The sequence below is a fragment of the Vreelandella indica genome, assembly GCF_037070225.1.
GTDB lineage: Bacteria > Pseudomonadota > Gammaproteobacteria > Pseudomonadales > Halomonadaceae > Vreelandella > Vreelandella arctica.
Genome location: NZ_JBANSO010000015.1, coordinates 1 through 13,251, shown reverse-complemented (window position 1 = coordinate 13,251; position 13,251 = coordinate 1). Strand labels below are relative to the sequence as shown.

The 13,251-nt window shown below is 55.9% G+C and carries 13 protein-coding genes and 1 rRNA gene; 8 read left to right on the top strand and 6 right to left on the bottom strand.

What is annotated here, in order from left to right; all coding sequences use genetic code 11:
* Nucleotides 1-22: 22 nt before the first annotated feature.
* The 3 genes from V8L71_RS11735 to gpmI all read right to left on the bottom strand — a co-directional run bounded on the left by V8L71_RS11735 (nucleotide 23) and on the right by gpmI (nucleotide 4,179).
* Nucleotides 23-1,339: a S41 family peptidase gene (locus V8L71_RS11735; protein WP_336274223.1), complete on the bottom strand. Its 1,317-nt coding sequence runs from the start codon at nucleotides 1,337-1,339 to the stop codon at nucleotides 23-25.
* Between the two features lie 120 nt (nucleotides 1,340-1,459).
* Nucleotides 1,460-2,596, bottom strand: a complete 1,137-nt coding sequence (locus V8L71_RS11730) for a murein hydrolase activator EnvC family protein (protein WP_336274222.1) — start codon at nucleotides 2,594-2,596, stop codon at nucleotides 1,460-1,462.
* A gap of 5 nt (nucleotides 2,597-2,601) precedes the next feature.
* Nucleotides 2,602-4,179 (bottom strand): 2,3-bisphosphoglycerate-independent phosphoglycerate mutase, encoded by a 1,578-nt coding sequence (gene gpmI, locus V8L71_RS11725; protein WP_336274221.1) that lies wholly within the window; start codon nucleotides 4,177-4,179, stop codon nucleotides 2,602-2,604.
* A gap of 366 nt (nucleotides 4,180-4,545) precedes the next feature.
* On the opposite strand from gpmI, the gene V8L71_RS11720 reads away from it, so the two are divergent.
* From V8L71_RS11720 to V8L71_RS11710, 3 genes are read left to right on the top strand one after another with little or no spacing between them, the layout of a single operon-like run.
* Entirely contained in the window at nucleotides 4,546-4,968 is a 423-nt protein-coding gene (locus V8L71_RS11720; protein ID WP_336274220.1) for a rhodanese-like domain-containing protein, read from the top strand.
* A gap of 41 nt (nucleotides 4,969-5,009) precedes the next feature.
* Entirely contained in the window at nucleotides 5,010-5,510 is a 501-nt protein-coding gene (gene secB, locus V8L71_RS11715; protein ID WP_035556433.1) for a protein-export chaperone SecB, read from the top strand.
* A gap of 3 nt (nucleotides 5,511-5,513) precedes the next feature.
* Nucleotides 5,514-6,290, top strand: a complete 777-nt coding sequence (locus V8L71_RS11710) for a 16S rRNA (uracil(1498)-N(3))-methyltransferase (protein ID WP_336274219.1) — start codon at nucleotides 5,514-5,516, stop codon at nucleotides 6,288-6,290.
* 24 nt (nucleotides 6,291-6,314) lie between these two features.
* On the opposite strand, the gene V8L71_RS11705 is transcribed toward V8L71_RS11710, so the two are convergent.
* Complete coding sequence (locus tag V8L71_RS11705) at nucleotides 6,315-6,863, bottom strand: hypothetical protein (protein WP_336274218.1); 549 nt, start codon at nucleotides 6,861-6,863, stop codon at nucleotides 6,315-6,317.
* Nucleotides 6,841-8,484 (bottom strand): sodium:solute symporter family protein, encoded by a 1,644-nt coding sequence (locus V8L71_RS11700; protein WP_336274217.1) that lies wholly within the window; start codon nucleotides 8,482-8,484, stop codon nucleotides 6,841-6,843. The genes V8L71_RS11705 and V8L71_RS11700 overlap by 23 nt, the downstream gene beginning before the upstream one ends.
* A gap of 173 nt (nucleotides 8,485-8,657) precedes the next feature.
* Between V8L71_RS11700 and V8L71_RS11695 the strand changes: the two genes are divergently transcribed.
* The 4 genes from V8L71_RS11695 (at nucleotide 8,658) to ruvX (ending at nucleotide 11,469) form a co-directional block, all read left to right on the top strand.
* Complete coding sequence (locus V8L71_RS11695) at nucleotides 8,658-9,350, top strand: CvfB family protein (RefSeq protein ID WP_336274216.1); 693 nt, start codon at nucleotides 8,658-8,660, stop codon at nucleotides 9,348-9,350.
* Nucleotides 9,351-9,427: 77 nt separating this feature from the next.
* Nucleotides 9,428-10,384: a glutathione synthase gene (gene gshB, locus V8L71_RS11690; protein ID WP_008959144.1), complete on the top strand. Its 957-nt coding sequence runs from the start codon at nucleotides 9,428-9,430 to the stop codon at nucleotides 10,382-10,384.
* A gap of 72 nt (nucleotides 10,385-10,456) precedes the next feature.
* Nucleotides 10,457-11,014: a YqgE/AlgH family protein gene (locus V8L71_RS11685; protein WP_336274215.1), complete on the top strand. Its 558-nt coding sequence runs from the start codon at nucleotides 10,457-10,459 to the stop codon at nucleotides 11,012-11,014.
* Nucleotides 11,014-11,469: a Holliday junction resolvase RuvX gene (gene ruvX, locus V8L71_RS11680; protein ID WP_336274214.1), complete on the top strand. Its 456-nt coding sequence runs from the start codon at nucleotides 11,014-11,016 to the stop codon at nucleotides 11,467-11,469. The genes V8L71_RS11685 and ruvX overlap by 1 nt, the downstream gene beginning before the upstream one ends.
* 19 nt (nucleotides 11,470-11,488) lie before the next feature.
* Here the strand turns inward: ruvX and V8L71_RS11675 are convergent, their stop codons facing one another.
* Nucleotides 11,489-12,514, bottom strand: coding sequence for an aspartate carbamoyltransferase (locus V8L71_RS11675; RefSeq protein ID WP_336274213.1), 1,026 nt, complete (start codon nucleotides 12,512-12,514; stop codon nucleotides 11,489-11,491).
* A 525-nt stretch (nucleotides 12,515-13,039) separates the two neighbouring features.
* On the opposite strand from V8L71_RS11675, the gene V8L71_RS11670 reads away from it, so the two are divergent.
* A 16S ribosomal RNA gene (locus tag V8L71_RS11670) occupies nucleotides 13,040-13,251 on the top strand; the annotation flags it as partial.

The window sequence follows — 13,251 nt, the reverse complement described above, 5'->3', positions numbered from 1 at the left end:
TCGTCGTTAAAGTAAGCGGCCGTTAACGCCGCTGACGATCGACAACGTTGAGCGCTTTAAGCAGATTAAGCGCTTCGCTGAGCTGGTAATCGTCAAGTAGCCGCTCGGCCATCTCCTGTCGATCACGGGGCGCCTGCTGGGCGCTTAGGTGGCCTTCAAGGTCGGCTTCGCGAATTTCACGACGGCTCTCGGCTACTTCCAGACGGCCGCGGACCACCTCTACATCGGGTTCAATACCCTGGGCCTGGATAGAGCGCCCGTTGGGGGTGTAGTAGAGTGCCGTCGTCAGTTTTAGGCCTTCGCCATTGCCCAGCGGCATGATCTGCTGCACCGACCCCTTGCCAAAACTGCCGGTGCCCATGATGACGCCGCGCCGTTGATCCTGCAGCGCACCGGCGACAATTTCTGCCGCTGATGCACTGCCGCCGTTGATCAGCACCACCAGGGGAACATCACTAGCCGGCGTGGCGGGGGAGGCAGAGAACGACATTTCGGTATCCGAGAGGCGACCCTCGGTATAGACGATCAGTCCTTCGTCCAGGAACAGGTCGGTAATGCCGACGGCGGCCTGCAGCACACCGCCGGGGTTATTTCGTAAATCGAGTATTAACCCTTCCAGTGGCTGATCCTGTGCCATGCGTTCAAGCGCGTCTCGGGCCTGATCAGGCGTGCGCGATTGGAATTGGCTGATGCGTAGGTAACCGTAACCCGGTTCAAGCAGCTCGTGCTTAACGCTCTCGCTGCGAATAATCTCGCGGGTGAGGATGAACTCACGCGGCGTATCTTCCCCTGAACGCAGCACGCTAATGCGAATCTCGGTATTGGGCTCGCCGCGCATCAGGGTTACCGCTTCCTGCAGCGACATGCTCTCGGTAGGCGTACCGTCGATGGCCACGATAATGTCGCGGGACTGTAAACCGGCGCGTGAGGCCGGGGTGTCATCGATAGGCGTGATGACCATCAATTGGCCGTTCTCGGTGCCCACTTCGATACCAATACCGCCAAATTCGCCCTGGGTCGACTCTCGCAGGCTTTGGTACTCCTCTTCGTCCAGGTAGGCGGAGTGGGGGTCAAGCTCGCTCAGCATGCCGCGCATGGCATTGCGCAGCAGCGTGCGATCGTCGACCTCTTCAACGTAGGCACGCTTGATGCGTTCAAACACCTCGGCGAAGGTCTGGATATCTTCAAGGGGGAGTTCATTAGAGACAGGCTCATCCACCACGCTGCTACTGGCTGGTTGAGCAAGTAACGGTAGCGGGGCCGACAGTAAAACAATCGGCAGCAGGGTAGCCAAAAGGCGCTTGGCGGGGGTGGATACCCCGGTAACAGATAGCGTCATGCAGACTCCGCAGGGCGATAGGTGGCGTCGTGGTGCGTCACCTTGAAATAGTAGCTGGAATAACATTAACAACTGAGTCATTTATAAACTGAGATATTTATAATAGTGCAGCTTATCCCGTCAGCGGCGCGCAATCCAACGCTGCGGATTAATGGGTTCACCGCCTCGGCGCACTTCAAAGTAAAGCGCGGCGCGGTTCTGACCACCGCTGACCCCCACACGGCCGATTTCATCACCGCGGCTGACCTGCTGCCCAGGTCTAACGCTAAACTGCTGCAAGTGTGCGTGCAGCGTCATGATTTGGTCGCCATGATCGATAATGAGCAGGTTGCCAAACCCCCGCATCCAGTCGGCAAACACTACGCGGCCGGTATGAACGGCGGTCACCGGCGTGCCTGCGCTGGCTTGAATGACAATGCCGTTGTAGTGCACACCATCGCGATGGTGGAAATTGCTACTGATGGAGCCCTGTACTGGCCAAGGTAAATCACCTTGGGTACTGACAATATGCGTAGTGGGCGATGGTTCGGCAAGTTTTGCCATCTCGGCTTGGATATTGCGCAGCACTTGCTCGGCTTCTTCGCGGCTTTGATTGAGGTCGGCCAGCCGCTCTTCTTCGCTGCCGTAGCGGTCATCCAGGTTAGAAACAACGCCACGCCGTTCGGTAGTGCGCTTGGCAAGCAGCGCGCTTTGTTCTTCTAACTCGTCGGCCAACGTATCAAGGCGGGCCTGGCGCTCGCTCAGCTCTTGCTGGGTCTCAGCCAGGGCGGTGTCTAGCTTGGCGATAGCCTCTAAGCGACGATTGCGTGCTTCCGTTAGCCGGTTCATGTAGGCCTGCATACGGTCAAGCTCAGCAGGGTCACCCTGGTTAAGCAGCAGCTTGAGCTGTGGCGTTGGGCCAAGCCGATAAAGCGCTGAAAGCTGTTGGCCCAGGGCCGCATACTGATCGGTGCGCTCGCCCTCTAGCCGGTCGCGGTGCTGACGTAACTGGGTCGTTTCATCGTTTAGCTGGCGGCGCTCCGCTTGCAGTGTGTCTAAGCGCTGATGCGTTTCGGCAAGCTCCGTTTCAACTTCCTGAAGCTCGCGCTCGGCGTCATCGCGGGCTTGGCCAGTGGCGCTGAGGCGTTGGGCGACGGATTCGATCTCCTGGCCAATCGTATCCAACTGCTGGCGCGCCGCGCTTTCATCCTGCTGAGCGAAACCTGCTGGCGGGTAAACTAACGCCAGCAGGAGTGTCAGTGCTAAATACCACCGCATGGGCACTACTTGTAATGAATCAGTGGTTTTCCGGTCATCGCCTCGGGCTGTTGCTGATCCATCATGGTCAGTAGCGTAGGGGCCAGGTCGCATAGTTTGCCCTCTTCAAGTGAGGCCGCGCGATCGCCAACGTAAATGAGCGGTACCACAAAGGTGGTGTGGGCAGTCTGCGGTGCGCCCGTTTCGGGGTGCACCATCTGTTCGGCATTGCCGTGATCGGCGGTAATCAAGCAGGCGCCGCCAGCGCGCTCAATCGCTTCAACGACACGACCCACGCAGGTGTCGACGGTTTCAATAGCTTTTACCGCCGCGTCAAAGTCACCGGTGTGGCCGACCATGTCACCGTTGGCGTAGTTGCAAACGATGAAATCGAAACTGCCGCCGTCAATGGCGTCTACCAGCTTGTCGGTAATCTCAAAGGCACTCATTTCAGGTTTTTCATCGTAAGTGCGCACATCACGGGGCGAGGGCACCAGGATGCGCTCTTCGCCCTCGTATTCGGCTTCATTACCACCCGAAAAGAAAAACGTCACGTGGGGGTACTTTTCGGTTTCGGCAATACGCAACTGTTTTAAGCCGCGCTTGGCGACGACTTCTCCCAAAGTGTCGTTAAGATCCGATGGTGGGAAGGCGGCAGGCGCAGGAATATCAGCGGCGTACTGGGTCATCATCACTAGCCCCTTGCCCGCAAGCTTAGGACATACACGCCGCTCGAAGCCCTTGAAATCCGGCTCGGCAAAGGCGCGAGTTAACTCACGGGCGCGGTCGGAGCGGAAGTTAAGGAAAATGGCGGCATCGCCATCCTGTAGCGTTACCGCATGCTCTTTGGTGCCGTCTTTCTGCGGTATGCTGCTCGCTGCTACAAATTCGTCAGTTTCACCGCGCTGGTAGGCGTCGCGTAGCGCGGTTTCGGCGCTGGTGGCGTAGTGCTCCGCATGACCATCGGTCAGTAGGCGGTACGCTTGCTCAACACGTTCCCAGCGGTTGTCACGGTCCATGGCGTAAAAGCGACCAATAATTGAGGCTACAAAGCCGTTATCAGCGCCCACCAGTTCTGCCAAACGGGCATTGGCGCGCTCTATTGATGATAGAGCGCTTTGCGGTGGCATATCGCGGCCATCGAGAAAAGCGTGAATAAAAATACGCTGGGCACCGCGGCGTGCGGCCAGTTCGGCCATGGCAATAAAGTGCTCTTCATGGCTATGGACGCCGCCGGGGGAGAGCAGGCCAATCAAGTGTACCGGCTTGCCGTTGGCGACGGCTTCGTCAATCGGCTGGGTAAGGTTTTCATTGACGTCCAGGTCGCCGTCTTCAATCGCTTTGCTGATGCGGGTGAAGTCCTGATACACGATACGCCCGGCACCGATATTCATATGCCCGACTTCCGAGTTACCCATTTGGCCTTCCGGGAGCCCCACGTTAAGACCATCGGTATGAATGAAGGTGTGCGGGCAGGTTTCCCACAATTTATCTATCACCGGTTTATGGGCAGCGGCGACGGCATTATGGTCGCTGTCGGGGTTGTGGCCGTAGCCATCAAGAATAATCAGCGCCACTGGGCGCGGGGTACGCGAAGTATCCATAAAAACCTCGTTAAGATTGGCAAGCCGAACGACTCGAAAATTCGGGGTCGCGACGGACGCACGCTTGGGGCATCATAACGCAGGCAACTGCCAGGCGTCATGAGTTAGGAGCCTGCCCGGCTTAACACTGATCTACTGCGAATCCCGGTATTTTGGCCAACTTTAGTCGATCAATTTCGTTAAATAGCGCGCTATTCGCCTCAATTGATCGATAAATTTGGCTCAAAATCCGTGCTTCTCGCGACGATCGGCTAATCCGGACAGGCTCCTAGGCCTGCGCGGGAAGCTATCTGACGTGTATACTTGTCGCGTTTTGGCAGCGGTTAGGCCGCTTTTTTCTGCATTGACCAAGAGATTGTGTTCGCGATGATCGATCAGGTGTTCGAATTCGTACAGAACCACCCCCTGCTAGTCGGGGCATTTTTGCTGGTGCTAATCGCGTGGATCATTTATGAAACGCGTAGCGCCTCTACAAATGCACTGACCGCCTCGCAGGCCACTCAGCTTATTAACCGCGAAGACGCGGTGGTGCTGGACATACGTGAAAGCAAAGACTTCAAAGCCGGGCATATCGCGGGGGCGCGCAACATTCCGCAAAGCAACCTCGATAGCCGCATGAGCGAACTGGAAAAAGTAAAAGCCCAGCCGATCATCGTGGTATGCAAGCACGGTCAGAGTTCTGGTGCCGCACAGGCCAAACTCGCTAAAGCAGGCTTTGAGCGCGCTTATAAGTTAAGAGGCGGTATGGCGCAGTGGCAAGGCGATGGCCTTCCGGTGGTTAAGAAGTAAGCGACGTTATTTTTATTTAATGAACAATCAGGAGTTTTATCATGGCGGAAGATAACAATACCCCACAGGCCGGTGCCGCAACGGATGAAAAGCCGCAGCTGAAGTTTTCGCTGCAGCGCATTTATGTAAAAGATATTTCGTTTGAAGCGCCGAATTCCCCGTCGGTATTTAAGCAGGCGTTCAAACCCAAGGTGAACCTGGATCTGAATACCACCAGCACCAAGATTGCTGACGACCAGTACGAAGTCGTTGTCAAAGTGACCGCTCAGGTGAACGATAACGAAACAGGCACAACGTCTTTCCTGGCCGAAGTTGAGCAGGCCGGCCTGTTCCGCATTGCCGGTATCGAAGGCGCACAGCTGGATCAAACGTTGGGTGCTTTCTGCCCTAACTTGCTGTTCCCCTATGCCCGCGAGTGCGTCGATAATCTGGTCAACCGTGGTGGCTTCCCGCCGCTGATGCTGGCGCCGGTTAACTTCGAAGCGATGTACGCCCAGCGCAAGCAGCGCGAAGCCAAACAAGCTGAAGAGAACACCCACTAAGCGATGTCAAACGCCTTGTCAGCAACCCACGCCGCTGATTGGTATGCCCAACACGGCAAAATGCCACGCCTCTATGTGCCTGCTGCTTTGGTAGCAGGGAGTGAGCTGGCACTGCCGGAAGGGCCTGCTCGTCATGTCACCCGGGTATTGCGCATGGGGGAAGGCGCGCCGCTGGTGCTATTTGACGGCCAAGGCCTTGAGGCCGGGGTGCGCTTGGTGGACGTTAGCCGCAAGCAGACGCTTGCGCGAGTCGAGGCAGTGTGGCCGGGCAGTGGTGAGTCGCCGCTGTCTGTCCATTTAGGACAAGCCATCTCCAAAGGCGATCGAATGGATTACGCCATTCAAAAAGCCGTTGAGTTGGGGGTGGCAGCCATTACCCCGCTTTATACCGAGCGCGGCGAAGTGCGATTGAAAGGCGACCGTGAAGATAAAAAGCTGGCGCACTGGCAAGCGGTGGCTGCCAGCGCCTGCGAGCAGAGCGGTCGAGCGGTAGTTCCGCCAGTGCATCCACCCATGGCACTCCAAGCATGGCTTGCAGAGCGCCAGGAGCCGCTGCGCTTGATGCTGCATCTAGCGACCGGCAATGCGTTTGATCGCCAAGACCGACCGGCGTCGGTGGCACTGCTGATTGGTCCAGAAGGCGGTTTGAGCGAAAGCGATATCGCTGCCGCTCAAGTCGCTACCTTTACGCCGCTAACGCTCGGTCCCCGGGTATTGCGAACAGAAACAGCACCAATAGTGGCGCTTTCCCTGCTACAACACTACTTTGGCGATTTGTAAGCACTTACTATCAGCAAAACTCTATCAAACTGCCTTTTCCCTTCGCGCTTTTGTCGCTGATTCCTGACCATTACGATAGGCCTGTTGAAGCCCCTTAAGCACGATGGGCTTAAGCATCGGTAGCGTTTCTCCCGATAGCCCACTGATCACCGTTAAACGGAGTTGTCGGCCACGTGCGTAGCCCAGCCAGCAGGGCAGCCATATCGGTACGGGCGTGCTATCCAGCATCTGGATTCGCCAGTGGCGCGGGGTGGCTATGCGTTCCCATAGCCACAGTCGGTCCAGCGCTTTTGGCGTTGGCGGTGAACCGCTATCAATTTTAACGCCTGCACTGAGTTCTTCTTTTTGAGCGGGTAGTTCGGCCCCCACCAATAGTAGTGCGCGGCGCATTTCATGAGCAGAGAGTAACCACGCCCCTGGCTTGCCATCAGCCACTCCCAAGCCTGCGGCCCACAGGCGAACCCAGGCCGGTTCGCAAGCATTGGCCCCAAGACGCTGTAGCCGCTTTTGAGCCGCTGTCGTATCAATACGCCGGGCTAGCGTTAAGCACTCAACCATTCGCCCACCACTCATTCGCCCAACCCTGTAGCAGCGCTAACATGCCCAGCATGATGCAAAACCAAATAAATAAGCCGATACAGCGTCGGCGCGTCAGGCGGGCCTCTTTGCCAATCACCTGGGCGTTATCAGCTCTGGATGCCAGCACGGCCTGCATGTCTGGCGCGGCTTCTGCCATCATCACATCGCTTAACTGTTCTTGGCTGGGGGCTGGCGCTGTCAGGCTAACGAGATAGCCAACGGTCATCGACACCGCTACGCCGACCGTGTTGTTGTACAGCCAGGAGATATCGAGTAGCGCAGAGACTGCCCATACGGCAAACATGCCGGTAATGAGCCCAGCCATTGCGCCGCGAGCATTGGAACGGTGACTGAAAATAGCCAGCAAAAAGGTACCGAGCAGTGCCCCATAGAACCAGGAGCCAATCTGGTTGACCCCCTCGATCACGGGCCCTAGGTTACCTGCAAAAAAAGCAAACAGCGTGGCATAGAGCCCCCAGAAAATAGTGGCTAGCCGTGAGGCTTTTAAGTAATGGGCATCGCTGGCATTGGGTTTGAGATAGCGGCTATAAAAATCCCGTACGGTCACCGCCGACAGCGAGTTGAGCGCCGAGTCGAGGCTCGACATGGCCGCAGCAAACACCCCGGCAATCACCAGCCCGGCCATGCCTGAAGGGAACGCGTTGACGACATAGCGGGGCAACAGCTCATTGAGGTCATCAGGGGGCGTTAGCCCATGCTGCTGGTAATAGGTCGCCAAAATGACGCCAATAAATAGAAATAGCAGCATCTGTGGAATCAGTAGATAACCGCCAATCAGCAACGAGCGCTGGGCATCGAGCACCGAAGGGCTGGATAAGACACGCTGTATCTGGCTCTGATCGGTGCCGAAGTAAGCCACATGCAGGAAAAACCCACCGAACAGCCCCGCCCATAGCGAGTAGGTCACGCTGGGGTCGAAGGACAAATCAATGGCGTTGAACATGCCGCTGGCCGCACCAAAGCTGAACACATCTCCCCAGCCGCCGGGAAGGCTGGTTACCAAAAAGAAGATGCTTAATAGTGCGCCAAACCAGAGCACGAACATTTGCAAAACATCCGTCCAGATGACGGCGCTGATGCCGCCCATGACGGTATAGCTGATGGCCAGTACCGCCATGATGATAATAGTAAGGTTGACGCTCCAGCCGGTTACCACCGCCAGCACTAACGCTGGCGCATAAAGCACCACGCCAGTGGCGAGGCCGCGGGCAATAAGAAACAGCAGGGCGGTAAGGGTACGCGTGGCCGGGCCAAAGCGACGTTCCAACAGTTCGTAGATGCTATAGATGCCCGCGCGGTGAAAAATAGGCACCAACACCAAAATCAACACGATCATGGCCAAAGGTACATTGATAAACGTCACCAAGCGTTCAAGGCCGCCCTCGAAGCCCCAGCCAGGTGCTCCGATAAAGGTGATGGCACTGGCTTGAGTCGCCATCACCGAAAGGCCAATCGCCCAGCCCGGTATTTTGCGGCCGCCTAGAAAGTAGTCCTCAGGATTGTGCTGGTCTTTGCCAAAACGCGAACCAATCCAGGCAATAAGGCCGATATAACCGATCAGCACTACCGTATCAAAAAGCGTGAACCCTTCCATGTTCGCTCCCCTACGCCTAATTTTGTCTAGTGTTTTGATAGTAGCAGGTTGTGAGGTGATTGCTTTTTCAGGTGCCACAAGCGTTTTCGACCACTAAAAAATCGACAACTCGCTTTGCCCTGTGTGTGCCAGACACCATAATGTTGTTCTATATTCCTTGAAGGACGTTCCCCATGGTCCGTGAGTCACACTCATCCCCCCGATCCGCCAGCGATGCATCTGCCCAGTTGGGCGAAGTGGCGTATCTAACGGTCACGGCCGTCAATAACATTGGCGCATTTTTGCAATGGGGCCAGCCGAAAGACGTGTTGCTGCCCTTTAGCGAGCAACATTTTCGCCCTGATCCCGGCAAGCGCGTGCTGGTAATGCTGTATAGCGATGACCAGGGGCGGCCAGTGGCCACGATGAAGCTGGATCGCTTTCTGGCGGATGACGCCTGGGCCCTGGAAAAAGGCGATGAGGTGGCCGTCGTGGTTGCTGAGCGTACCGATTTGGGGATGAAAGTAGTGGTCAATCACCGCTACTGGGGACTCATTTATCAAGATGACGTTACTCAACCGCTACGCCGCGGCCAATCAGTTAAGGGCTATGTGAAGCAGCGCCGTGACGACGGTCGCTTAAATATCTCGCTACTACCGCCAGGCGCTGCCCGGCTCGATGTGGTCGGCGACAAGATCCTGCAGGCGCTGCGTGAAAGTGGTGGCTATTTGGCGCTGGGTGATAAAAGCCCTGCCCATGAAGTTAAAGCACGCTTAGGCGTGAGTAAAAGTGCCTATAAACAGGCCATTGGGCGGCTTTACAAGCAGCAGTTGATCACCCTCGAGCCTGACGCTATTCGCTTAGTGCCCGGCGCGCTGAGTGAGTAGTGAGCTGGGGCAGTTGGAGCCTAGCGGGCAGTGCGGCATACTGGGCCTCTATTGTTCATGTTTGGATAGTGCCCCCGATGAGCCAATCAAATCTGCATCTCGGCGTTGTGATGGATCCCATCAGCGACATCGCTTACAAGAAAGACACCACCATGGCCATGCTATGGGCCGCCCAGGAACGAGGCTATACCCTGCACTATATGGAGCAGGAAGATCTTTTCTTGAATGCGGGGCAAGCCTACGCGCGCATGCGGCCGTTAACGGTGCACCGTGATCCCAACCACTGGTACGATTTGGGCGAACCTTCTGCGCGCCCATTGGTTGAGCTGGACGTAGTGTTGATGCGTAAAGACCCGCCCGTCGATGCTGATTTTACTAACGCCGTACATCTTTTGGGCTTTGCCGAACGTGAAGGGGTGCTGGTGGTTAATCCCACGGCGGCGCTGCTGCAGTGTAATGAAAAGCTGTTTGCCCAGCAGTTCCCTCAGTGCTGTGCACCCACGATAGTCGCAAGCCGCGATGATGTACTGCGCGCCTTCCACGCCGAGCACGGCGATGTGATCTTCAAACCGCTGGATGGCATGGGCGGTACCGGTATTTTTCATATTGGGCCGGATGGTCGCAATATCGGCGCAGTGATTGAGCAGCTTACCTTTCGCGGCCAACGCCAAATCATGGCGCAGCGTTATCTTCCCGAAATTAAGGATGGCGATACGCGCATTCTCTTGGTCGATGGTGAACCCGTACCCTTTGGCCTGGCGCGCATTCCGTCAGCGGGCGAAACCCGTGGCAACTTGGCTGCTGGTGGGCGGGGCGTCAGTCGTGAACTCACCGAACGTGACCATTGGCTTATTCAACAGGTGCAGCCAATGATTCGTGACAAGGGCTTAATGTTCGTTGGTCTCGATGTGATCGGTGACTATATTACTGAAATCAACGTCACCAGCCCCACCTGCGTACGTGAAATAGATGACCAGCGGGGAACGAATATCGCCGGTTTGCTGCTGGATGCCATTGAGCGCCGCTTAGCCTAAGCGCGGCTTCACTCTTATAATGACACTTATTACGTTATGCCTGTTGGAGTACCAACAGGCAGTGGGAGACGCATGCAAAGTTTGAAACATCACTTTTTAATGGCCATGCCACATTTAGAAGATCCTAATTTTGCCGGTAGTCTGATCTATCTTTGCGATCACGATAGCAACGGCTGCATGGGGGTGATTACTAACCGACCGTTAGACATCACCCTTGAAGCCCTGTTTGATCAACTGGAACTGGGTGGTGAGGCAAGCCCGCACCGCAATGCACCAGTCTATTACGGCGGGCCGATGCACAAAGATCGTGGCTTCATTCTGCATGTCGGCGATAGCCAGCAATGGGACTCGAGTATCCAGGTGGAAGATGGCATAGCCCTCACCACATCCTTAGATATTCTCCAGGCCTTTGCTGCCGGCGATGGCCCCGAGCACTTTTTAGTCTGCCTGGGTTGCGCGGGCTGGGAAGTAGGGCAGCTAGAAGAAGAGCTTAAAGAGAATAGTTGGTTAACGGTAGAAGCTCAGAGCAGCGTGCTATTCAACACGCCCCCCGTCGAGCGGTTAACGGCGGCGGCAGGTTTGCTCGGTATCGACCTTAACCTAATGACCCGAGATGCGGGGCACGCTTAATGGCTGAAGCGGGGCAGCGCTTAATCCTGGCCTTTGACTACGGCACTCGGCGTATCGGTGTGGCGGTGGGCAACGAGCTGCTGCACAGCGCGCGGGAGCTCACGCCGCTGACGGCGCGAGATGGGATTCCAGATTGGAACGTCGTGTCGCGGCTGCTTAAAGAATGGCAGCCTGATCTAATGGTGGTGGGGCTGCCGCTGAATATGGATGGTAGCGAATCAGAGATGAGCACTCGCGCCCGCAAATTCGGCAATCGTCTGCATGGCCGCTACGGCAAGCCGTGTGAAATGGTCGATGAGCGTGGTACCACGCGGGAGGCGAAAATGATCGCCCGTGAGGCGGGGCATAAAGGCAACTATCGGCAGGATAGTGTCGATGGCATTGCGGCTATTCTTATTCTTGAAGGCTGGTTTGCCCACCAGGAAGGTTTGCCAGGTGGGCGTCTTTCACTGTAACGCCTATGAAGCCCTTCTTTTAGCGATCTAGCGTGCCTGTTTGAGTTGGCACGTACCAGCGCACCGGCCGCAACTCCTGCTCAATTAGTTCGTCGACCTTTAGTAACGTTGCGAAAATTGCCATCCGCATGGGAATGCCGTTATCGGTTTGGCGGAAAATCGCCAGACGCGGGTCGCCGTTCAGGTCCACGTTTAAATCATTCGCACCGGGGCGGCTGTCCCTAGGCAACGGGTGCATCACTATCGTGCTTTGGCTGCAGCGGTGATCGAGAAAATCGCGATTGACCATAAAGTCGTCAGAGAGCCCCTGAAAACTCTCATTCATCTCGTCGGTAAAGCGCTCTTTCTGAATACGCGTTGTGTACACCACATCCAAATCTGCAAAGTCGTTGGCTAATGAGTCGCGCTGCTCAATGCGATGGCCGCGCGATGCCACTAGATCAATCAGTTTTGAGGGCATTTCAAGACCTGGCGGTGATACCAACGTAATGCGCAGCGGATCATAGAGTGATAAGAGCTTGATCAGTGAATGGACGGTGCGACCGTATTTCAAATCGCCGGTGAGTAAGATATGGGCACCGGTCAGCGATTTACCCAAGCGCTGAAACTCTTTATCAATCGTATAAAGGTCAAGCAGCGCTTGGCTGGGGTGTTCGCCAGGGCCGTCGCCGCCATTAATCACTGGTACGTTAGTAGCTGCAGCAAATTCAGCGACTGAACCCTGGTCGGGGTGGCGCATCACAATGGCGTCACAGTAGCCACTCATTACCCGGCTGGTGTCGTAGAGTGACTCGCCCTTCGCCATAGAGGAGAAGGTAAAGCCAGTGGTGTCGCATACGCTGCCGCCCAAACGGCAAAAAGCTGCATTAAAGCTGACCCGTGTTCGTGTACTGGCTTCAAAAAATAGATTGCCAAGCACCGCCCCTTCCAGCACGCGTGTCACTTTGCGCCGCTGGGCGATTGGCTCCATGCGCGCAGCAACACGCAGTAAATGATCAACGCTTTCACGATTTAATGAGTCGACAGTTAGCAGGTGGTGGCTCATGGCGGACCTCAGCAATGTGGTAGATGAGGCTAGTGTAACCGCCAACGAGGTTGGTGCCGAAGGGGTTTAACCCACGAGGAGCGGCTAATCTGTAATTTTTCTACAAAAGCCCTTGCCAACCCGGCCGCGAAACCGTAAAGTACGCATCCGCTGCCGGGGACGCCAAGCGTTGCCAGCGGTGAATGAGGTGTAAAAGCCTTGGTTTGTCAGGAAGTTAGCGCAAGTTTCATCGCTCGCTTCACACGCTAAACACAGCGGTTGACAACCACCAGGAAATGCGTAGAATACGCCTTCCTCGCTGCGGCAAGCCAGTTCAACGGTTCGCCAGTTAAGCACAGCGAAACAGCTCTTTAACAATTTGATCAGGTAATTCATGTGGGCGCTTGCTGATGTTGGTGACAAATCACCAAATATCAAGGCAAGCGGTCATGACAATGTAAATTGAAATGAATTCGTTTGAACCTTGAGCCAAGTTTGATCCGCTTTTGTTACTTTCGAGTGACGAGTAAGGATCACAATGATTGTAAACTGAAGAGTTTGATCATGGCTCAGATTGAACGCTGGCGGCAGGCCTAACACATGCAAGTCGAGCGGTAACAGGGGTAGCTTGCTACCCGCTGACGAGCGGCGGACGGGTGAGTAATGCATAGGAATCTGCCCGGTAGTGGGGGATAACCTGGGGAAACCCAGGCTAATACCGCATACGTCCTACGGGAGAAAGGGGGCTCCGGCTCCCG

Bases quoted from the DNA above. Each gene is read 5' to 3' on its own strand.
- V8L71_RS11730 (WP_336274222.1), bottom strand. From the start codon at position 2,596: ATGCGGTGGTATTTAGCACTGACACTCCTGCTGGCGTTAGTTTACCCG.
- V8L71_RS11695 (WP_336274216.1), top strand. From the start codon at position 8,658: ATGGTCCGTGAGTCACACTCATCCCCCCGATCCGCCAGCGATGCATCT.
- ruvX (WP_336274214.1), top strand. From the start codon at position 11,014: ATGGCTGAAGCGGGGCAGCGCTTAATCCTGGCCTTTGACTACGGCACT.
- V8L71_RS11675 (WP_336274213.1), bottom strand. From the start codon at position 12,514: ATGAGCCACCACCTGCTAACTGTCGACTCATTAAATCGTGAAAGCGTT.
- V8L71_RS11705 (WP_336274218.1), bottom strand. From the start codon at position 6,863: ATGAGTGGTGGGCGAATGGTTGAGTGCTTAACGCTAGCCCGGCGTATT.
- V8L71_RS11700 (WP_336274217.1), bottom strand. From the start codon at position 8,484: ATGGAAGGGTTCACGCTTTTTGATACGGTAGTGCTGATCGGTTATATC.
- V8L71_RS11720 (WP_336274220.1), top strand. From the start codon at position 4,546: ATGATCGATCAGGTGTTCGAATTCGTACAGAACCACCCCCTGCTAGTC.
- V8L71_RS11685 (WP_336274215.1), top strand. From the start codon at position 10,457: ATGCAAAGTTTGAAACATCACTTTTTAATGGCCATGCCACATTTAGAA.
- V8L71_RS11735 (WP_336274223.1), bottom strand. From the start codon at position 1,339: ATGACGCTATCTGTTACCGGGGTATCCACCCCCGCCAAGCGCCTTTTG.
- secB (WP_035556433.1), top strand. From the start codon at position 5,010: ATGGCGGAAGATAACAATACCCCACAGGCCGGTGCCGCAACGGATGAA.
- gpmI (WP_336274221.1), bottom strand. From the start codon at position 4,179: ATGGATACTTCGCGTACCCCGCGCCCAGTGGCGCTGATTATTCTTGAT.
- gshB (WP_008959144.1), top strand. From the start codon at position 9,428: ATGAGCCAATCAAATCTGCATCTCGGCGTTGTGATGGATCCCATCAGC.
- V8L71_RS11710 (WP_336274219.1), top strand. From the start codon at position 5,514: ATGTCAAACGCCTTGTCAGCAACCCACGCCGCTGATTGGTATGCCCAA.